18 protein-coding genes and 1 riboswitch are annotated in these 21,535 nt (G+C 51.9%); of the genes, 8 read left to right on the top strand and 10 right to left on the bottom strand.

The genetic code is table 11. The features are described 5' to 3' along the window. Positions 1–116: 116 nt before the first annotated feature. The 7 genes from MKX98_RS03210 to MKX98_RS03180 all read right to left on the bottom strand — a co-directional run bounded on the left by MKX98_RS03210 (position 117) and on the right by MKX98_RS03180 (position 6,295). Positions 117–851: an ABC transporter permease gene (locus tag MKX98_RS03210; protein WP_339221420.1), complete on the bottom strand. Its 735-nt coding sequence runs from the start codon at positions 849–851 to the stop codon at positions 117–119. A 1-nt stretch (position 852) separates the two neighbouring features. Beyond that, positions 853–1,569, bottom strand: a complete 717-nt coding sequence (locus MKX98_RS03205) for an ABC transporter permease (protein WP_339221419.1) — start codon at positions 1,567–1,569, stop codon at positions 853–855. Continuing rightward, positions 1,566–2,480, bottom strand: a complete 915-nt coding sequence (locus MKX98_RS03200; RefSeq protein WP_194545036.1) for an ABC transporter ATP-binding protein — start codon at positions 2,478–2,480, stop codon at positions 1,566–1,568. The genes MKX98_RS03205 and MKX98_RS03200 overlap by 4 nt, the downstream gene beginning before the upstream one ends. 188 nt (positions 2,481–2,668) lie before the next feature. After that, positions 2,669–2,830, bottom strand: coding sequence for a hypothetical protein (locus MKX98_RS03195; protein ID WP_339221418.1), 162 nt, complete (start codon positions 2,828–2,830; stop codon positions 2,669–2,671). A 306-nt stretch (positions 2,831–3,136) separates the two neighbouring features. Further along, complete coding sequence (locus MKX98_RS03190) at positions 3,137–4,525, bottom strand: HAMP domain-containing sensor histidine kinase (protein WP_339221417.1); 1,389 nt, start codon at positions 4,523–4,525, stop codon at positions 3,137–3,139. After that, positions 4,522–5,196, bottom strand: coding sequence for a response regulator transcription factor (locus tag MKX98_RS03185; protein ID WP_071222186.1), 675 nt, complete (start codon positions 5,194–5,196; stop codon positions 4,522–4,524). Before MKX98_RS03185 ends, MKX98_RS03190 begins: the two co-directional genes overlap by 4 nt. Before the next feature lie 157 nt (positions 5,197–5,353). Then, positions 5,354–6,295 carry a YafY family protein gene (locus MKX98_RS03180; protein WP_339221414.1) on the bottom strand — a complete coding sequence of 314 codons (942 nt, stop codon included), beginning with the start codon at positions 6,293–6,295 and terminating at the stop codon, positions 5,354–5,356. Between the two features lie 114 nt (positions 6,296–6,409). Here MKX98_RS03180 and MKX98_RS03175 point away from each other — a divergent pair, with 114 nt between their 5' ends. Further along, on the top strand, positions 6,410–8,662 hold the full coding sequence (locus tag MKX98_RS03175; RefSeq protein ID WP_339221413.1) for an excinuclease ABC subunit UvrA: 2,253 nt from the start codon (positions 6,410–6,412) through the stop codon (positions 8,660–8,662). Positions 8,663–8,786: 124 nt separating this feature from the next. On the opposite strand, the gene MKX98_RS03170 is transcribed toward MKX98_RS03175, so the two are convergent. Beyond that, a complete protein-coding gene (locus MKX98_RS03170) occupies positions 8,787–10,481 on the bottom strand; it encodes an alpha-amylase family glycosyl hydrolase (RefSeq protein WP_339224300.1) in 1,695 nt (564 codons plus the stop codon). A gap of 609 nt (positions 10,482–11,090) precedes the next feature. Between MKX98_RS03170 and MKX98_RS03165 the strand changes: the two genes are divergently transcribed. The 3 genes from MKX98_RS03165 to MKX98_RS03155 all read left to right on the top strand — a co-directional run bounded on the left by MKX98_RS03165 (position 11,091) and on the right by MKX98_RS03155 (position 15,287). Continuing rightward, a complete protein-coding gene (locus MKX98_RS03165; RefSeq protein ID WP_194540712.1) occupies positions 11,091–12,125 on the top strand; it encodes a LacI family DNA-binding transcriptional regulator in 1,035 nt (344 codons plus the stop codon). Positions 12,126–12,245: 120 nt separating this feature from the next. Continuing rightward, positions 12,246–12,896: a beta-phosphoglucomutase gene (pgmB, locus tag MKX98_RS03160; RefSeq protein WP_194540711.1), complete on the top strand. Its 651-nt coding sequence runs from the start codon at positions 12,246–12,248 to the stop codon at positions 12,894–12,896. A gap of 87 nt (positions 12,897–12,983) precedes the next feature. After that, positions 12,984–15,287 (top strand): glycoside hydrolase family 65 protein, encoded by a 2,304-nt coding sequence (locus MKX98_RS03155; protein WP_339221412.1) that lies wholly within the window; start codon positions 12,984–12,986, stop codon positions 15,285–15,287. Between the two features lie 233 nt (positions 15,288–15,520). On the opposite strand, the gene MKX98_RS03150 is transcribed toward MKX98_RS03155, so the two are convergent. Together MKX98_RS03150 and MKX98_RS03145 are read right to left on the bottom strand one after the other, a co-directional pair. Then, complete coding sequence (locus MKX98_RS03150; RefSeq protein WP_194540709.1) at positions 15,521–16,567, bottom strand: EAL domain-containing protein; 1,047 nt, start codon at positions 16,565–16,567, stop codon at positions 15,521–15,523. Positions 16,568–16,775: 208 nt separating this feature from the next. Then, complete coding sequence (locus tag MKX98_RS03145) at positions 16,776–18,311, bottom strand: GGDEF domain-containing protein (RefSeq protein WP_220686709.1); 1,536 nt, start codon at positions 18,309–18,311, stop codon at positions 16,776–16,778. Between the two features lie 232 nt (positions 18,312–18,543). Between MKX98_RS03145 and MKX98_RS03140 the strand changes: the two genes are divergently transcribed. The 4 genes from MKX98_RS03140 (at position 18,544) to MKX98_RS03125 (ending at position 21,494) form a co-directional block, all read left to right on the top strand. Then, on the top strand, positions 18,544–18,927 hold the full coding sequence (locus MKX98_RS03140; protein WP_194540707.1) for a VOC family protein: 384 nt from the start codon (positions 18,544–18,546) through the stop codon (positions 18,925–18,927). Positions 18,928–19,098: 171 nt separating this feature from the next. Next, positions 19,099–19,210: riboswitch (TPP riboswitch) on the top strand. A 114-nt stretch (positions 19,211–19,324) separates the two neighbouring features. Beyond that, positions 19,325–20,356, top strand: a complete 1,032-nt coding sequence (locus MKX98_RS03135; protein ID WP_220686710.1) for an ABC transporter substrate-binding protein — start codon at positions 19,325–19,327, stop codon at positions 20,354–20,356. Between the two features lie 92 nt (positions 20,357–20,448). After that, positions 20,449–20,742, top strand: coding sequence for an MTH1187 family thiamine-binding protein (locus tag MKX98_RS03130; RefSeq protein ID WP_071222195.1), 294 nt, complete (start codon positions 20,449–20,451; stop codon positions 20,740–20,742). Then, positions 20,739–21,494 carry an ABC transporter permease gene (locus MKX98_RS03125; RefSeq protein WP_339221410.1) on the top strand — a complete coding sequence of 252 codons (756 nt, stop codon included), beginning with the start codon at positions 20,739–20,741 and terminating at the stop codon, positions 21,492–21,494. The genes MKX98_RS03130 and MKX98_RS03125 overlap by 4 nt, the downstream gene beginning before the upstream one ends. Positions 21,495–21,535: the final 41 nt, after the last annotated feature.

Raw genomic sequence — 21,535 nt, 5'->3', positions numbered from 1 at the left:
CGAAACCAAGGGTTCGTTACACATTAGCAAAATAAAAAAGAGCTGCTCCAACAGGCCAAAAAGGCCCGGGGCAGCTCTTTGTCATGATTCAACCGATTTTTTCCGGTTCTGAATGCTTACACTTCTTTCCGCTGAAAATAGATAAAGCCTGCAAGAAAGAACAGTAGAAACCCGCCAACCACGACGGTCATGAGGCTTTCGAACGGCAGGTTGAATGCGCCGAAATCGGCTTGACCCGCCGGCATCATCGCCAGAAACGGCTGCGTCCAAGGATAGTAAGGGGCATACGTCTGCGAGTTGGCCACCAGCATGTTCGGTATGGTAAAAACGACGTTCAATGCCAGCGGAGCGGCAAAGCTGCTCCAGGCCGTGGAGACTCCAAGCTGCAGCGCGGCCAGCGGCAAGCAAGCAACCCAACCGCCAAGCAGGCTGCGCAGCAGCATTTCCCACGGTATCGGGGCATCCACCTTGTGGATCAAACCGGCTCCCAGCACGGCTCCCGTGAACAGTAACTGGACGACGGCCAGCAGCATGGCTACCACCGAAAACTTCGCAAAATAGACGGTGCCACGTGAAACCGGCAGGACAAGCAGCTGCTTCCATCCCCCGCCCGAATGCTCATACCGACACACCATGGCACTAAAAATCCCCGTCAGAATCGGGAGCAGCAGCATCGCATGCAGAATGATCATAATGCTGATCAAGTACTCCCATGGCGCAAGCTCCTCAGGCTTTCCATTTAATATGCCCAGCAGCATGACCAGGATCGCACACAAGAAGATTTGCGGCCATAGCTTCGATTTCGACAGTTTTAGCCACTCTGCGGACACCGCTCTTCTATAGGATGTCATCTTAGTCCACATCCTTTCGGTTAAAATGAATCAGGCCAACGCACGTTATGACCGCGCCCAGCAGCAAACCCGCTCCGATGACCTTGACTTCGCCCGGCCCCATAAAAGCCAGCAGCGGCCACTTTAGCGGCATCCAATCGGGGAATTGCAGGGCAAACATCGACACCACAGAGGCGGTAATCCCGATCCCGACCGCAATCCCCTGGTTCTTAAGCGTCAAAGACATCCACAGCTGAAAAGCCAGCATGGGAAGCGCCGCAAATAGCTGTACAAAGCCAATGCGCAGCAGATCCATATAAGGCATTTGCTCCGCCCCCATCCCCAGTATGATGCCGAGCACGGCGGTACTGATCGACAGAAGGAGACAGGATACGCAGAGAATGAGGAAGGCCTGTACGAACTTGGCGCTGAATACCGCTGTTCTGGAAATAGGCAATGCCAGCAGCTGTTTCCACGAGCTCAGCTGATGCTCCACGTTGGCCATCAGCGAGCAGACCAGCGTGATCCCAAGAAAGAGGGCAATCGGTACAAAAAACAGCACGTTCTCGAGCAGCCCGCCCCAAGGATCTGCCGCGTAGGATTTCATCAGGTAATCATAGCGAAGTCCGAAGTTCAGCCCTTGCATCGCTGCCAGCCCGATGGGACCGAGCGCGGCGAGAAACCAAATGCCCTTGCCCCGGATCTTCAGCCAATCGGCGGAAAGCGCACGGAACATCATACCCGGCTTCCCTCCCCTACGATCTGCATGAAAATATCCTCGAGCGACCTCCGCTGCTCTTCCACCCGGTACACCGCGTGCTGATTCTCCACGAGCCGCTTCACGAGCAGCGCAATCTTCGCGTCCTGCATGCTTTCCAGCTCCAGCATCTGATTACGCAGGACTCCTTCGCAGCCCAGGTCCAGCGCCAAGCCGAGTGCTAACTCCGGCTCGGACACCGACAGACGGAAACCGCTGGAAGCCGTGGATACCAGATTGTCGATCGTATCCTGGAACACCATCCTTCCTTCACGGATAATGCCGACTTTGTCCGCCATCTGCTCGACCTCGCCCAGCAGGTGACTGGATACCAGCACGGTAATGCCGTATTGGCGCGGCATATTCTTGATCAGCTCCCGGATTTCATGTATGCCGGACGGATCCAGGCCGTTGGTCGGCTCATCCAGAATGAGCAGCTCCGGATTGTTCAGCAGGGCAGCTGCGATGCCAAGACGCTGCTTCATCCCAAGCGAGTATCCCTTGACCGGGCGCTTGGCCTCCTTCGTCAAGGAGACAATCTCCAGCACTTCCGCGATGCGGGACTTCGGCCCGCCGGTGATCCGGCGAATCGCTTCCAGATTCTCAACGGCCGTCAAATGGCCGTAATACGAAGGATACTCCACGAGTGATCCGGTCCGGCGCAAAATGTCCATTTTTTCACTTTTCAAATCCTTGCCGAACAAATGAATCGCGCCGCGCGTCGGTTGAATGAGTCCGAGCAGCATGCGGATGGTCGTTGTTTTCCCGGCGCCGTTCGGTCCAAGGAAGCCATAAATGTCGCCGCGTGCGATCTCCAGGTTCAAATCTACGACTGCTGCGCGCTTTTTGTATATTTTATATAAGCCTTTCGTTTGAATGACGAGTTCCGTCACGTTCATCACCTCAGGTAATATCCTACCTGTCCAAGGTTAAATGCCGGTCGGCCTCAAGTTTAAATTTACTTTAAAAAAGCTGGCAGGCTATCCGAACGGTTTCGGAGTGTATGCCACCATCGTGGGAATTTTCGTGGATCTCTGTCGCTGGAGCTTCTGTGCAGATAGGAATGACTTCGTGAAAAGAGCTAGAGCAGCTTCGCGCAGCTAAGGCCGCTCCAGTGCCGGATCGTTCTTCCGATCGCTGTTAAATCCAGGAAAATGGAATTTGCCCAAGGGTGGTTTCCCGGATTTAAAGGCGACCGCTTCGCTTCTCCAGCAACGATTCCGTCTCCTCCGCTGGTGTACACGTGGAAAGTTCATAGTAAAAACCAGACGCACCGTAACCAAACTTTTAAATCACATAGGTTGACTGCCATTCCAAGAACACCCCGAAACACGCACGCTTATGTATATTCCGCAACCAAAAAAGGAACCGGCAATTTCCGGTTCCTTCTCGTATCCGACGGTTCGAAATAACTTTCTAAAAACTACTTGGTGGTTTAAATCCTTCACATACTAGCCTTACTGCTCGTAACTGAGGTAGGTTACTTGAATTGCATATAACTCCCGCTAGAAACGATCTCGCTCTTCGCCAGCATGCACTCCCTGATTCCTCACCGCTTCCAGATGCTGATCCTCGTTCCCTCATCCGAGCTTACCACATGGCATCCAAGCCCCATTTCCCTTGTCAGGTGATCCACGATGGCCAGGCCGATGCCTGTGCCCTTGTTGCCGGAGTCGCTTTCGATTCCAGGTCCGTGATCCGAAATGACAAGCACGCCCTCAAGCCCTTCTCTCTCCTCGGTATGTATTCCGATGTACTGCCCGGATTTGGCGTGGCGGACGACATTTTGAAACAGATTATCAAGAAGTCGTCGGAACCACAGCACGTCCACGTTCCAACTGAGCGGCTCGTCGCGCACCTGGATATCGGGTTCGATTCCCTCCTTCTCCCACACGGGATACCAGGCCGCTGCGCTTTCCTTGACGATTCGCAGAACGTCGGTTGGCCCCATGCTCAGCTGCACTCTGCCGCTGGTGAGCAGGTTGTAGGACAACAGGTTGTCGATCAGACCGCCTAAATCCGCGATTTTCGATTCAATGAGTGACAGCGATTCTTTCCCCTTCGGGCTCAGCGGCTCCCGTTCCATGGAGAAAATATGGCTTCGAATCACCGTCAGAGGGGTTCTCAGATCATGAGACAGATTGGCGATCAGGGATTTGCGCAGCTCTTCTTCCTCGCGCTGGCGGCGCTGCCCCTCTTCCAACTGGATGACCATATCGTTATAGCCCTCTTCCAGCTGCCCAATCTCGTCATACTTGGTTAACGTAACCGGCTGAGGTATGCCCGTTACCGTATGGGAAGACTTCATAGCCGTACGAAGCCGCAGCAGCCGCTTGCGAATACGCACGAAGAACAGCCAGGAGATCAGAATGAATAGCCCGGACATCGAAGCTGTGAACACCCCGTACAGCGCTGTTTCGCTCGCAATGGGCTGCTGGACATTCAGGTATTTTCTCGGCAGCTGCATGACCATGAATCCTTCTCCCGATCCCTCTCCCCCGATAAAAGCCACGGAAGTGAACGGATCGCTATCCCTAGAGTTTTTCATAAATTGCACGGTATCGAGCGCGCTCCATACCTCGGGCAGGTTAGGCTGCACCGGCAGCTGCAGCCTGGTCTCATTGCCGCCATCCACCCAGAACATGGAGATCTCCGGATACTCCTGCCGTATCGAATTCAGCTTCTGCTCAATGGCCTCCGGCGAAGCTCCGCTTAATCCGGCTGCTTCCTCGTGCCACATTCTCTCTAACGCGGCACCGCTGGTATATTTCCCTGCAGGGGTCGGCGGACGGTTCGAGAAGGTATCGTTCACGAACCAGTAAAAAATCGACGCTAACGGAAACATGATCGGCATGAAGATCATGGCCATCAAAATCAACAGCAAATACCGGTTGGTCAGCGAATTGCGGAACCTTCCCTGCTTCTTTCTCCATCTCATGCTCTCACCCGATAACCAAGCCCGCGAACCGTCTCAATAATCTCCGGGTTGGCGGGATCCCGCTCCAGCTTCTCGCGCAGATACCGGATGTGGACCATCAGCGTCTTGTCCCCTTCGATATATGACTCTCCCCAGACCGACTCATATATTTGCTCTTTGGTCATGACACGCCCCTGGTGCTGGAGCAGGTACATAAAAATTTGATGCTGTTTCCCAGTCAGCAGCGTCTCCTCGCCGGTATCCTCGTTCACGATCCGATTCTCGGCTTCGTATACCGATAAGTGCTTCACTCTCATGGGCTCCGCGGATTTGACGACGGATCGACGCAGAAGCACCTCGAGACGGGCAGCCAGCTCGTCCGGGTGGAAGGGCTTCGTCAAGTAATCATCGGCGAACTCAAGCCCCTGCAGCTTATCGTCAATGGAGGTTCGAGCCGACAGCATCAGGATGGGCAATCCGGGATAAGCCTTTTTGAGACGCTGCCCGACTGTAAAGCCGTCAAGTCCCGGAAGCATAACATCCAGAACAACGACCGCACACGAAGCTGCTTCCCCTACGGCCTTCTCTCCGCTGAGCAGCCATCGCACCTCATACCCTTTGTCCTTAAGAAACTCACTGACCCACCCGCCGATCTCCCGGTCATCCTCGATATATAGAATGCATGCGCTCATGAACCATCTTCCTTTCTCGTGCAAATAATCATATCCCCTTAGAAGGAGCTCCTTAGGTCCTTCAAAACAAAAAAGACTCCCGTATCTATGTAGGTATTCATTGATCCATCATTTGTCATTGTATCATGGGAGACCCGGCGTGCAGGCATATGATTCGCTAACCCGGCAATCCGTAGTGCAGGCTCAGCTGCCTTGCCTTCTCCCTGAGCATATCAACGATCTCCGGAGGTTCAATGACTTTCGCTTCCGTACCCAGACGCAGGAAGATTTGAGCGACATATTCAAGATCATTGCCATCAATGGTTGTATCCACAATGCCCCGGTGCTCGTCTTGCATGGCTACCTCGTTCTCCAGCCACGGAATGCTCTCGCACTGTCTCGCCCCTTCCCTAGTCAGCTCTGCATACAATCGAACCGGCTCCCGAATGGGGTAATCCTCGAGCCATTCTTGCATGCTAATGTCCGCCTCATAGGTGTTATCGGTCAGGGCTAAGGATTCCATTCGGTCCATGCGGAACAGGCGCACCCCTTCCTTCCCATGCTCCACCGCGGGCATATACCATAAACCATCCTGGGCATAAACGCCGATCGGCAGCACTTCCCGGTCGCTCGTGCCCGATTTGGAACGATAGCTGATCCGTATAGCCCGCTGATGAAGAGCGGCTTCAATGACGTCTTTTAGATAAGGGGACCCTGCGGTTCTGTTTGGACTCCAGAACGTCAGCACCGATTCCAGGCGGCTGATCATCATTTTGGTATCCTCCGGAAATCCGGCCAGCAGCTTGCGGGAGGCAGAGCCGATATTCAGCTCAAACGGCAACGAGGTATAACGCTTCAAGGCTTGAAAAGCAAAAAATATAGCAAACACTTCATCTTCATCGAACAGGATCGGAGGAAGAACGCGGCTCTTCAAAGTACGGTATCCCCCGTGCCGCCCTTGCTCCGTATATAAGGGAACGCCCATGTCGCTGATCTCGGTTAGATACCGGTGCGCCGTGCGAACGGAAACGCCGAATTCAGCGGCCACTTCCTGAGCGGTAAAGCTCCTTTTGGCATTGACATACATGATGACATCCATAAGCTGTTTCGCTTTTGACATAATACCCACCTCACACGTTATAACTAGACAATAATTGTCATGTTTATAAGATATGCTATTGCTGTGTCAAGGTCAAAACGATACAAGAAAGGAGCCCTCATGATGTGCAACCCTATGGAACAGGCCATCAAGGTTAATGGTGCCCGCAACAAAAACCTGCGTAACGTGAGCCTCTCGATCCCCAAAAAACAAATCACGGTGTTCACCGGTGTGTCCGGTTCCGGCAAATCCGCCATGGTCTTCGATACGATTGCCGCGGAATCCCAGCGTCAGCTAAATGAGACGTATTCCAGCTTTATTCGCCATCGCCTCCCCCATTACGGACAGCCGGAGGTGGATTCGGTTGAAAACCTGTCGGTGGCCATCGTCGTCAATCAGAAAAGAATCGGCGGCAATGCCCGTTCAACCGTGGGAACCATTACCGATATCCATTCCTTGCTGCGCTTGTTATTCTCACGAATAGGCCGGCCCTTTGTCGGATATTCGGACGTCTTTTCCTTTAACAACCCTCAAGGCATGTGCCCCCATTGCGAGGGACTCGGCAAAGTGAACAGCTTTCGGATCGAGAACTTGATCGACAAGGAGAAATCGCTGAACGAAGGCCCCATCCGGTTCCCGACATTCCGCCCGGGGGAGTTCCGCTGGAAGCGTTATGTCGCTACAGGCCTGTTTGATAATGATAAGAAATTGAAGGATTACACCGAGGAAGAATGGGACACGCTGCTGTACAAAACCGGTTTTAAACCGCCGAGCCCAACGGAGGAATGGCCGCCCACCTCGTATTATGAAGGCATTATACCCCGGTTGGAGCGGACGTTCCTGAGCAAGGATTCACGGGATGCGAGGACGTACAGGGAAGCTATTGATCAAGTGGTGGCTGAGACCGCCTGCCCGTTATGCCATGGCGGGAGACTGAATCAGGAGGTGCTCTCCTGCAAAATCAACGGCACATCCATCGCCGACTGTGCAAGGATGCAGGTCAATGAGCTGATCGCTTTTTTGCAGACGATCGAGGATCCGGCGGCAGCAACTGTCGTGGATACCTGCATCACTCGGCTGGAGCAGCTGCTTCTGGTCGGGATCGGTTACCTGACGATGGACCGGGAAACCGCAACACTGTCCGGAGGCGAGTCCCAGCGCATCAAAATGGTGCGCCAGCTGGGGAGCAGCTTGACGGATTTAACGTATATTTTTGACGAGCCCAGCATTGGCCTACATCCGCACGATGTGCATAACATGAACCGCCTGCTGCAACAGCTTCGGGATAAGGGGAACACGGTCATCATCGTGGAGCATGATCCGGACGTCATCCGGATTGCGGATCATATTGTAGATATGGGGCCGCGAGCAGGCACCGATGGCGGTACGATCGTCTACGAGGGGGACCCGGAAGGGTTACGGCACGCCAACACCCTGACAGGTAAATATCTCAGTCAACGCACCCGCTTAAAGTCCGCGGTCCGGGAGCCGGCTGGATGGCTGCGCATCAAAGACGCCTCACTTCACAATCTGAAGCAGGTATCCGTGAGCATTCCCGCCGGGGTGCTGACCGTGGTAACAGGCGTTGCCGGGTCAGGCAAAAGCACACTCATTAACCAGGTGCTGCCGAACGTTTATCCGGAGGCCGTCATTATCAATCAGGACATGATCCAGGCATCCAACCGCTCCAATATCGCGACGTTTACCGGCATTTTTGATGCTATCCGCAAGCTGTTCGCCAACGAGAATCGGGTAAGTCCTTCCCTGTTCAGCTTTAACGCAAAGGGGGCTTGTCCGGTATGTAACGGCTCCGGCACGATTACGATGGATCTGGCTTTTATGGACAGCCTGGTTACGGTTTGCGAAGCCTGCCAGGGCCGCCGCTTTCATGATGACGTTCTGGGCTATCAACTTCGCGGTAGAAACATCAGTGACGTGCTCGCCATGACCACCGACGAAGCGCTGGATTATTTCACGGAACAGGGTATCGTGGCCGCGCTTCAGCGCATTGAGCATGTAGGACTGGGTTACTTAACGCTCGGCCAGCCCTTAAGCACGCTGTCGGGAGGGGAACGGCAGCGGGTGAAGCTGGCGGCAGAGCTCGATAAGCAAGGTGAAATTTATGTGCTCGATGAACCTTCAACTGGCCTTCATCTGTCCGACTGTGAGCGGCTTATGTCCATCATCAACCGACTTGTCGCTCAGAACAGCACGGTCATTGTGATTGAGCATAACCTGGATATCATCAGCCAAGCGGATTGGATCATTGACATGGGGCCCGGCGCGGGACATGACGGCGGGAATGTCCTGTTCTCCGGCAAACCGGCCGATCTGCTGAAGAACCCGCATTCCCTAACAGCCAGATATTTACGGCAGTTTCAAGGCTAGACATCTAGGCCTTTTTTGGCTCATACGAAGGCATCCTAACGGCAAAAAGACCGCGAGTCCCCCTCCTTCCAAGGGGGTACGCGGTCTTTTTGTGTTCCACTGTAGTAGACTAGCTGAGACCGACTTACTCCAATATGACGGTTGTATAAGGCGGCAGTGTTAAACCTTTGCCGTCTAATGCCGCTCTATCATCCGTTGTTTTCGACAAGGATTGGAACGGCGATTCCCCGCTCTTTGCTGCCAAATCAACCGTCTGCTCTTCGCTTGACAGGTTATGGACAACAAGGGCTTTGTTGTCTTGGGAACGGCGGATATAAGCCATCACCTGCCCATTGCCGGAAGCAAAGGATTCAATCGTTCCGCTGTTCAGCGCAGGCATATCATTCCGCCAGCGGATCAGCGTGCGGTAACGGGACAGCAGAGAATCCGGGTCTTCTATCTGCTGTTCCACGCCCTGCACCTGATCGCCGCGATTATGCTTAAGCGGCTCCCAGGTCGTCTGCCCCTTATCGCTGCCCGTATTGGACCAGATCATCGGCTCACGGATTTGTTCGTCCGGTTTCGCTCCCTTCATCCCGATCTCTTCTCCGTAATAAATAAACGGATTGCCCGGCATGGTCAGCAGAATGCCGGCGGCCATCTTGGCGTGGTTCTCATCGTCCTTCAGCTGGGACATGACACGGTTCATGTCATGATTCGTCAAGAATGCGGCATCCGTAAACTTGCCGCCCGATACTTGGCTGAACAAACCATACATCCGCTCCAGGGTGAAGGCCAGATTGTTATCCTTTTCATTCATCGCGGCACCGATGATGCTCTCGCCCAGGCTAAAGTTGAACCCGGAATCAAACGCGTTATCCAGATACGGCGCAATGACCGCAGCGGAATTATCCCAAATCTCCCCAACAATATAAGCGTCCGGATTCATCTCATTCATGCTGGCGCGGAATTCCTGCCACCATGCTGTATTCTTAGCCGTTGTCGCTTCGCCTTTATCGGACATCAGATCCTCATAAATATGTTTGGCTGCATCGATCCGGAATCCGTCGACACCGAGCTCCAGCCAGAACTTCCCGATATCCTTCATCTCTTCGCGGACCTTGGGATGATCAAAGTTCAGGTCCGGCATCCCGCCCCAGAACGTGCCCATGTAATGGGCCCCGTTGATCTCATGCCATGGCGAGTCGCTGCCTGCCGCGCTGGCTCCTGAAGGAGTCCTCCCTTGATCCTCGGCCCATATGTACCAATCGCGGGTTGCCGAAGCCTTGTCTTTCGCAGCCTGCTGGAACCAGGCATGCTCCGTGCTTGTGTGATTGACTACCAAATCCATAATAATCTTGATTCCGCGCTTATCCGCTTCGGCAAGCAGCTTCTTAAAGTCATCAAGGGTTCCGTAGTCCGGGTGGATGGAACGATAGTCGGTCACATCATAGCCGTGATAGCTCGGCGAAGGATTAATCGGCATCAGCCATATCCCCGTCACGCCAAGATCCTCTGAAGTTTCCGGATTTCCGTCATTCAGATAATCCAGCTTCTCAATGACGCCTTGTAAGTCACCGATCCCATCCCCATCGGAATCATAGAATGAGCGTACAAAGATCTCATAATAGACGTCGGAGGGCTGCTCATCCACCTCCGCTGTCTCCATTGCTTCGGGCGCTTTCGGATCCGGCTGTTTTGTTTCCGGGGCTGCCGGCGGCTTAGCCTCCTCTTGCGACGGAGCCGCTGTGCCGCTGCAGCCTGCCAGCAGACTTCCCGTAAGCGCAAAGACAGCGAGCCATATAGGCAGAGCCCTGCGTTTTCCCCATGTAGAACGCATCACGTTGTTTACCTCCTGTTCGTTGCAGCAGCTGAAATTCATCCAGTTGCTGCACTTATCTATTCAAATGGATCTCTACAGCTATCTTAGAATAGCGCAAACGTTTGTATTCGATTTCATCATTGTTTCCCAGTAAAACGGTTACATTTCGTGGTTCAACTTAACATTCATCTTCTTCCGTAGATGACGGCTCGTTTTTATCCATCCATATCATAACTTACTTCTTTGTTTTGTTAAATCGTTTGCACAATGCCGTTTTAAGTTGTTTTCCGGGCTTTTCTGACTATAATACCGCACTTTCTCCCGTTTTCTAACCCTTGCTTCTTTTTTGATGTATTTGTGAAATATTTGCGCTGGACTGACTTGGATACGTATTTACAAGCCTATCGATTAACGTTAATATAGCAGTGTGAAACCGTTTAACAAACCGGATCAATATGGCTTTAAATCAATAGGTATCATGTATACTCAGGGCCTGACAGACCCACAATTAAATAAAGAAGAACGGTCCGCGATTAGCGGAAGTTACTCTTCTGAAATTAGAGAGAACTCCAGTAGTCGCTTTCTTATTTTCAAAAAAACGCAAACGGTTCCACTGGAGGTCCTATTATGTCTGTAACGATTAAAGATGTCGCAAAACGAGCGGGCGTATCCCCCTCCACCGTCTCAAGGGTCCTTTCCAATCATCCTAGGATCAGCCGCGAAACCTCGCGGAAGGTAAAAGAGATCATGGAGGAAATGGGCTACCATCCCAATATTATGGCCAAGAGCCTGGTTTCCAAAACGACGGAAAGCATATGCGTGATTCTGCCGAAACCTGCGGAAGAATTGTTCCTCAACTTATTCTTCATGGAACTGATCCGCGGGATCGTCACCCAAGCGAACCGCTCCGGATACGACGTCGTTCTCAGTTCGGGCGGCAACGAGAAGGAAGAAGTCGAAGCCGTATCCCGGCTGCTTAACGGTCGCCGCGTCGACGGCGCCATTTTGCTGTACTCCAGGCAGGACGATCAGGTGGTCGATTTTCTCAAGTCCAACAACTACCCGTTCGTGCTTGTCGGCCGGAGCGAGAAATACCCGGATCTGTTATCCGTCGATACCGATAATGTGCAGGCTGCCTATGATGCAACCAAGCATCTGATCTCCCTTGGACATCAACGGATCGGCTTTGTCAGCGGCCCGCCTAACCTGATCGTCTCTCAGGACCGAATGAAAGGCTATGGCAAAGCGCTTGCCGATGCCAATCTGGAGATGAGAAAAGAATGGATTGTCGAAGGCGAGTTCCTTCAGGAGAGCGGCTATCGCGCCATGTCCTTTTTCATGAACCTGCCTGAACGTCCGACGGCACTTGTTATTGTTGACGATATTGTATCCTTCGGCGTGCTGAGAGGACTGCACGAGCTGGGGTATAAGGTTCCCGAAGATGTGTCCATTATCAGTTTCAATAACATCTCATTGACCGAACTATCGACCCCGCCGCTGAGCAGTGTGGACATCGGTATTTACAACCTGGGTTATACCGCTTCGCAAGCGCTGATCCAGACCATTCGTAACGATGACAACACGATACTGCCGCACCGCTATATCATTCCGCACCGGTTGATGATCCGCGAATCCTCGATGTTTTCGCTGCCGAAATCATAAGGTTTGGATAAACATGGCGGAATACACGAAGTATTATCAAAATAAAGAAGCATCGTGGTGCTTCCTTTATTTTTGCAGCTTGGTTCAAACGTTTGCACTAATTCATTAAGGAGGATGATCATGTCAAACCTAACCGCTTGTTTATTTGATCTTGACGGCGTGCTGGTGGATACCGCCAAGTATCACTACATTGCCTGGAAGCGTCTTGCCGGAGAGCTGGGCTTTGAATTTACGGAGCAGGACAATGAACGCCTGAAGGGTGTAAGCCGCATGGCTTCCCTCGATATTCTGCTTGAGGTTGGCGGAATTACGCTCGATGAAGACGCGAAGCTGGCGCTAGCCGAGAAGAAGAATGCTTGGTATGTCGAGTATATTTCCAACATGGACGAATCCGAGATTTTGCCTGGAGCTCGCGAATTTATCCAAGCGCTGAAGGACCGCGGCATCAAGGTTGCGCTGGGCTCCGCCAGCAAGAACGCGATGCTGATCCTGAACAATACCGGCCTGACTCCTTATTTCGACGCTATCATCGATGGAACGAAGACTGCCCAAGCGAAGCCGGATCCCGAGGTATTTACGATGGGAGCCCGCGAGCTTGGCGCCCGGCCTGACGCCTGCGTCGTATTCGAGGATGCCGAGGCCGGCATCGAAGCCGCCATCCGCGCAGGAATGCGGAGCGTCGGTATCGGGTCGCCTGAAACCTTGGGGCGCGCCAACATCGTTCTTCCCTCCCTGGAAGGTTTCACGGTGGATCGTCTGCTGGAGTTGTAAGCGAATGCGACACGCTTACGGCATCCGGTAGTTTCATCCCATATAGAACTGCAACCATTTTTCCTAAAAACAAAGGAGCCGATGATTGTGAAACAATATTTAAAGCTTGATGAATGGTCAATTATTGAGGAGGGCTTTGATCCTCACACGCATGAGATCTCGGAGAGTATCTTCAGTATCGGTAACGGATTTATGGGCCAGCGCGCCAACTTCGAGGAATCCTACAGCGGTTCCTCCCTGCAAGGCAGTTATATGGCCGGCGTGTATTATCCGGATAAAACCCGTGTAGGCTGGTGGAAGAACGGTTATCCCGAATATTTTGCCAAAGTGCTGAACAGCACCAACTGGATTGGCATCGGCATTGAAATCGACGGCACGCCGCTTGATCTGGCCAAATGCACGGTGAAGGATTTTGTGCGCGAGCTGAATATGAAAGAAGGCTTCCTCTCCCGCAGCTTTACCGCTGTCATGGAAAACGGCAAGGAGCTCAAAGTTGAAGCTGTCCGTTTTGTCAGCATTGTTCGCCACGAGATCGGCGCCATTCGATATGCCGTAACTCCGCTCAATTTTGCTGGAGAGCTTACGGTTACGCCTTATCTCGATGGCGATGTGAAGAACAAAGACTCCAACTATGACGAGAAGTTCTGGCTGGAGGTATTCAAAGAAGCGGCGCAAGGCTCGGCCGCATTGACCGTAAAGACCAAGAAACTCGATTTCCATGTGACCTCCGTCATGTCATATAGCATCCTTAAGAACGGCGCGAAGCTGGATCTTCAGGCCGAACTGGTGGAAAAAGAGAAGTATGCGGCGAACCGCGTAAACGTACCCGTATCTGAAGGCGAAGCCATCACCATCTATAAATATGTAGCCAACGTCACATCCCGCAATCATGGATTCGGCGAATTGGTGGATGCTGCACGTGCTGTGCTGGAGCCGGCGGTCGAAACCGGATTTGAGATGCTGCTGAAGGAGCAGGCGGATGCGTGGGGCGACAAATGGAAGGAAAGCGATATCGTCATTGAAGGCGATGTGGCGGCCCAGCAAGCGATCCGCTTCAACATCTTCCAGTTGAACCAAACCTACAGCGGCGAAGACGACCGTCTGAACATCGGGCCGAAGGGCTTCACCGGTGAAAAATACGGCGGCAGCACCTACTGGGATACCGAGGCTTATTGCCTGCCGTTCTACCTGAGCACCGCGGACGCCAGCATTTCGCGCAACCTGCTGATCTATCGTTATAAACACCTGGAAAAAGCGAAGGAAAACGCCAAGAAGCTCGGCTTTACCAAAGGCGCCCTCTATCCTATGGTGACGATGAACGGCGAGGAATGCCATAACGAGTGGGAAATTACGTTTGAAGAAATCCACCGTAACGGCGCGATTGCCTATGCCATCTATAACTATGTAAACTATACCGGCGACTTCTCTTACCTCGGCCAATACGGTCTGGAAGTGCTCGTCGAAATTTCCCGCTTCTGGGAAGAGCGCGTGAATTACGTGCCGGCGAAGGATCAGTATATGATGCTCGGGGTCACCGGTCCGAACGAGTACGAGAACAACGTCAACAACAACTGGTATACTAACCGCATTGCCAGCTGGACGATGGAATACACGCTTGACGTGCTCGAATATTTGAAAGAGAACGAGAATTCCCGCTATGCCGAGCTTGCGGCGAAGCTGGGGCTGCAGGATGTCGAAACGGCCAAATGGCAGGATATCATCAGCAAAATGTACTACCCGGTCGATGAGGAGCTCGGCGTATTCCTGCAGCAGGACGGATTCCTCAACAAGGAGCTTGTCCCTGTGAAGGAATTGGATCCAGCCCACCTGCCACTCAATCAGAACTGGTCCTGGGACCGCATTCTGCGCTCGGTGTACATTAAGCAGGCTGACGTGCTGCAAGGCTTGTTCTTCCTTGGCGACCAGTACGACTTGGCTACGAAAAAACGCAACTTCGACTTCTATGAACCGTTCACGGTGCATGAGTCCTCCCTCTCGCCTTGCGTACACTCCATTCTCGCGTGCGAGCTTGGGTACCAGGAGAAGGCGTACGAGATGTACCTCCGTACAGCTCGCCTGGATCTGGACAACTACAACAACGATACCGAGGACGGCTGTCATACAACCAGTATGGCGGGAACCTGGATGTCCGTTGTGCATGGCTTCGGCGGCTTGCGCGTGAAGGACGGCGTATTGCATTTGAATCCATTCATTCCAGGTCACTGGTCTTCCTTCTCCTTCAAGGTGATGTTCCGCGGTTCCCGCCTGAAGGTCAACGTCAAAGGCAAGGAAACCATCATCGTCAACGAAACGGATACGCCGGCTGTCCTGAACGTGAATGGCAAGGAGTATAGCATCGGCGGATTTGGAGAGGTCCAAGCCGCAAGATAACAGGCATACGTCTAATAAAAACTACCGAGTTATATAAAAACAAGAGCCCTGGAGAACATTCCAGGGCTCTTGTTTTTACAGAAAACGGGCTCCTTCAGGCATCATTGCTCCTTCTTAAAGGGCTCGTTTTCATCCACGCCAAGCATCTATATCGTCTGAACTCAGCCAAAGGTTGTGACAATCAGATGCAAAGCTTCGCATCCCGATGGCGGGAGAAATACCGATTATGTATGCTATGAATAAATGAGTTGAGAATGGGGATCACGCGGAGGCCGTTCAGATGGCTTCCCAAACAAATACCCCTGCGAGAGCTCGATCCCGATATCTCGGCAAAAATGAAACTCCTCCCGTCTCTCAATGCCTTCAGCCAGCACCATGGCCCCAAAATCATGAGCCTTGTTCGTGATCATTTTGAGTTGCTCCTGCTGCCCGGGATTACGATCGCAATGGTCGATCAGACTTCGGTCGATCTTTACATAATCCGGCTTAAGCTTAATCATCTGCTCCAATGTGGAATAACCTGCACCAACGTCATCCATGGCTACCGAGATTCCATGACTGCGATACACCTCGAAAATCGATTGCAAATGCTCAACATCATCAATCTTCTCGGTTTCCACAACCTCAAATACGAAGTCCCTCGGATCCAGATGGAGCCTGTCTATGGTATGGAAGGTGTGGCTTAGACACATCTGCGCATCATATATGGAGGATGGCAGGAAGTTCACGAATCGCTTCACGCCGATGGGAAGCCACTCGGCACTGGTCTCAATGGCACTGGTTCGTGCCGCCCGGTCCAGGAATGCATGCAATCCGGTTTTACGGGCTGTCTCAAACAGCTCATACGGCTGGAACCTGGCTCCCCCATCTACCGGACGAAGGAGAAATTCGTAGGCAACGATCTGCTCGGATGAATCCACGATGGGCTGCATATAGCTCGTAAACTGCTTATGTAAAATGATACTTACCATATCGTAATGCTCCATCTGCAGTTCGAACTTCTGCATAGGGGTCCACGAATGCCGGATTTGCGGAGCTTCTCCGTCGGTAACACAGAAGGACAGCTCTTGACGAATCTTCAGCGGAAGGGGCTGCAGACACTTCATCATGGAGATCAGGTCCGCGCGTACCTTGTAGTTTACAGCACAACCCTCATTGTTCTCTTGTACCGCGTAGCCGTTCACTGCCAGCAACTGAATAAGCTCTCCACTTGCAGGCTTCATATGAATGGTCCCCTGATCCTCAATCGGTTCAAAGGTGCTGCAATTGTCGCAAATCATGTTCGTCCTCCTTGGCAAGCTAGCTCTCACTATGCTTCTTATCGGCATTTTGAATATGATTTCTTTGCATTTTATGGATTTTATATCGAATTTATGACCTATTTTAAGAGAAATGCGCAAGATTCGTGCAATGATTACGCCAAATTCTACAAAAATCGACTTATATTGCTTTTAACAACGTATTGTCAATATTATGGTCATGCTTGATCTACTCAACCTTTTGATCCAAAAGCTGCAGCAGCATCGTCCGCTCCACATCAAAATGCCAAGGGGCGTTCCGTTCCTTGGCCGCATACATCGCGGCATCGGCGCGACCAATCAGCTCCTGGTCATTTCTGGCATGATCCGGATAAACCGCAATGCCGATACTCGGCGTGGTTCGAACTTCATGCCCTTCCAATTCGTACGGCTCGCTAAGCATCGTCCAAATCTCCTCCGCCATCCAGATCAGCTCCTGATCCTCACCAGCCGGATGGATCATAACGGTGAATTCGTCTCCTCCTAAACGGGAAACCAAAACTCCCTTGGATTCAAGAGATTGAAGCCGGTCTGCAACCTTTCGTATCAACAAATCGCCGGCACGGTGGCCGTATCGGTCATTGACTCGTTTGAAACGGTTCATATCCATATACAGCAAGCCTACACGGGAAGCTGCGAGGTCCGCCTCCTTCAGCGAACTCGCCAGCCTTGCATTAAAATAACGGCGATTATACAGCCCCGTAAGATCATCACGATGTGCCAGGGCTTCACTCTGCATCAGACTCTCATGCAGTCGGTCAAACAAGCGATCGTTCTCGAACTGGATTAAAATCTGCCTGAACAGAATCAGGATCACGCACAGGGATAGGCCGGTAAACAGTCCAGTCCACCCTCCAAACCGCTGCGCCATAAGGGCAAACATCCCGCCAAGCACGCTGTAGGGAAGCAGGTACCTTACGATCAGGTTTCCGACTGAACGCGGCTCCCGCTCGCCAACGGATGGTTTACGGGAATTAGGAGCGGACTGCCCACCTGCGAAACTAATGAATAATACCGATATCGTATAGAGTGGATACAGATAGGAACGAACCTCGATACCCATCAGATCAACGAGATAGATGTACAGGACATCTCCGGCAATATATGCGCTTCCGCCTAGACATAACAGAATGGCCGCCCTTTTCCCTAACAGTCCGGTATTAAAATACAACACCAGCGTAAAAAAAATAAGTACCATTGCGCACAGGGGATACAGCATGTCCACCCAAAGGTTTCCCCATACTGCCTCATGGGCCAGACCCTGAAGCTCAGGCTTGATGAAATATTCCCACCCTACTGTCATGACGGCTATGCCAACAATCACGATATCCAGCATAAACCGGAGCCCCCGAAACGAACCTTGAACATGCCGGAATAAATAAATGAGAGAACTTGCGAACAGAATGAGTTCAAGTCCCCAGAATAAGTGGGTTAGGATCGGCGAGAAAGCGCTCTCTTTTTCAAACCAAACATAACAAGCGTGAATGATTCGTGCCGCTGCATCCCCCATTAATCCGAGACTCACAATAAGCCAAAACCTGCGAAGATGAACCTCATAACGCCGACTAATCCGCATTAAATAAACGGAGGCGGCTGCAGGAGGAATAATGACTAGAACACGCTGAAGCGATAAAGCCTCAGGCATCCACAGAGCAATCATGATCTGAATGAATGCATATATCATGGCGAGTCGAATCCACAGATGATCTGCTGGAGTTGGACTCATAAGCATTCCTCCTCGGCCAAAGGGTAAGCTGGATCACTTTCATATGTTAGGTCTTTTGAATTAATCTTTCTATTTCTCATGATACTTTTTACCCACCCAAAAGTAAAGATGAGGAAATGAAAGAAAAATCATCTGTATCAGCCCTGCATGAACACAACTCCCACTTGACGTATAGGGATTATGTGATAATATTTCAGTCATATCTCATATGGATCGGAAAGGGTGTTGAACCATGTCACAGAAACGATTAGATCATGTTGGTATTGTTGTCCGGGACCTAGAAGCTACAATCGCCTTCTATACATCCGTAGTCGGACTAGAACTAAAGGATCGCCTGACCCATACGAATGGCGTCATCCAGCTGGCGTTCCTCGGATTTAACGGCAGCAACGAGACGGAAGTCGAGCTTATTCAGGGATACAGCGACACGCTGCCAGCGGAGGGCACCGTTCATCATTTTGCAGTCAGCACGGATAACATTGAAGAGGAATATGCCCGGGTTCAAGGACTTGACGTTCCTCACTTGGACGAGGAGATCGTGACGCTCCCGAATGGTTTCCGTTATTTCTTCGTGCATGGTCCCGAAGGGGAATGGATTGAGTTCTTCCAGCGCTAACCTCAATATAGAAGCCTTATTCAAATCCTTTATTCCGTGAAAGGTTCATAGGATTAATTAATCCTTCCCATGGCAAGTGTTCTGAGCAAAGACCTGCCTCGTTCGCGCTCCTTCGAACTAGACAGGTCTGGTGTGTTAGGACTATAATAGCGGATGTAATGATCAAAACTTCATAAATACCGGGGGAGCTGGGATATAGCCGGCTGAGAGTGTATCCGATATGATACTGACCCTTACACCTGATCTGGGTAATGCCAGCGTAGGAAGCCCATGTTTGCGGCAGCTATTTATTTGCCGTGGTATACACTTACGCCGTCATGCGTCCTGATATCATCAGGGCGTTTTTTTTGTGGAGTTGCGAGGTAATAGAAAGAGAACTTAAAGGAGAGAAGAAACGATGAAGAAGGGAAGATGGATTCCGCTGCTTCTCGCTTGCGTCCTGCTGATGGTCGCATCCGGATGCGGTACAAACGGACAGAACAAAAAGACAGGTGCCGAAGGTGAAGGCAGTCAGACTTCCGGGAAACTCCGTGACGTGCAGCTGATGCTCGATTGGTCCGCCAATACGAATCACACCGGCCTGTATGCAGCGAAGGAGCTTGGGTATTATGAGGAAGAAGGGCTTAATGTCCAGATCGTCCAGCCGGGAGCAGGCGGAACGGATACGCTGGTCGCATCCGGAAACGTGCCGTTTGGCATCAGTTATCAGGAAGGCGTAACGCTGGCCAGAACCCAAGGCTTGCCGCTCGTTTCCATTGCAGCGATCATTCAGCATAATACGTCCGGCTTTGCCGCCCCCAAGGACAAAGGCATCGTGAAGGCAGGCGATTTTGAAGGAAAATCCTATGGCGGCTGGGGCTCGCCTGTGGAGGAGGCCGTCATGAAATCCATCATGGAGATCGATGGCGCCGATGTCAGCAAGGTGAATATGGTCAATATGGGCGATGCCGATTATTTTACGGCCGTCAAACGCGACATTGATTTTGCCTGGATCTTCTATGCTTGGACGGGGATTGAAGCCGAGCTTCGCAATGAACCGCTTGACATGATTTATGTGAAGGACTACTCCGAGCAGCTTGATTATTACACACCAGTGATCGTGACGAACGAGAAGCTGATCCAGGAGGACCCCGAGCTTATCAAAGCGTTCATGCGGGCGACTTCAAAAGGATACGACTATGCGATTCAACATCCTGAAGATGCCGCAGCTCTGCTTACGAAGGCGGTTCCTGACCTGGATGCCGAACTGGTTCTCGCCAGCCAGAAATGGTTGAGCCCCCGTTATCAGGATGATGCATCCCGCTGGGGCGAACAGAAAGCCGAAGTATGGTCGGGATATGCAGACTGGATGTTTGAGCGTAAGCTGCTGGAGAAGGAACTTGACGCGGACCGCGCATTCACCAATGATTTTTTACCGGAGCAGCCATAAGGCTATTTTTATTTAAAAAGAAGAAAGTCGGCCTTTGCAAAAGGCTGCCTTTCTTCCAATACATTATAGCTTGCACGAAAGGATGAGTTTACATGGCGAATACACTTTTGAGCATTCAAGTGATACCGAGAACGCCAAACGGGGCCGACAGCATCCCTTATGTAGATGAAGCGATTAAGGTCATTCAGGAATCAGGCGTGAAATACGAGGTTCATGCACTCGAAACGACCATGGAAGGTGAGCTCGCCGAGCTGCTCAAGATCGTGGAGCGCATGCATGAAGCGCTGGTGAATGCGGGAAGTCCCAGCATCATATCCCAAGTTAAAATCGCTCATCATCCCAGCGGCATCAGCATGGATAAGCTGACTGAGAAATACCGTCCATGAGAAGCTGGTGGAGTTCGGTTTGGCCGCCCGTTGTGGCGGTCCTCTTCTTTTTGGTGGTATGGCAGGCCGCAGTATCTATATTCGACATTGAACCTTTTATTCTGCCTGCGCCGACGGCCATCGGGCATGAGGCCGTTACCGGAGCTTCCGGTCTCTTCCAGCATACAGCGGCCACCCTGCAATTAACCTTGGTCGGATTTATGATCGGTACGGCGATCGGCCTAGTCATCTCGCTGGCACTGCACATGGTTCCTTTTCTCAAAACCGCTCTTTATCCACTTCTTATTCTTAGCCAGAATGTGCCGACAATCGCCCTAGCCCCGCTTCTCATGATTTGGTTCGGCTTCGGCATGCTGCCCAAGGTTATCGTGATTACGCTGGTCTGCTTCTTCCCCGTCGCTGTTGCGGCACTGGACGGACTGGCCCGTACTGACCGAACCATGATGAACTACATGCAGATGGCGGGGGCTACCTCTTGGCAAATTTTCAGCAAGCTGGAGCTGCCGCATGCCCTTCCCTCCATCTTCTCCGGGATTCGAATTGCGGCCACCTATTCGGTCATGGGTGCGGTTATCGGGGAATGGATCGGCTCGGACCGGGGAATCGGTTACTACATGATGCTGCAAAAATCCGGCTACCGCACGGATCGGGTGTTTGTTGCCATCCTGTTCATCGTCCTGCTCAGCCTGCTGATGGTGCTGCTGATCACTCTGCTGGAGAAGCGGCTCATCCGCTGGAATCGAAAAGGTTGAGTCTCCGTGAATAGACGTAACGAATCTTATATGATAGGAGG

Origin of the sequence: Paenibacillus sp. FSL W7-1332 (assembly GCF_037969785.1) — a bacterium.
Classification (GTDB): domain Bacteria; phylum Bacillota; class Bacilli; order Paenibacillales; family Paenibacillaceae; genus Paenibacillus_AQ.
The sequence above is the reverse complement of the archived record's forward strand: the minus strand, read 5'-3'. Positions and strand labels throughout refer to the sequence as shown.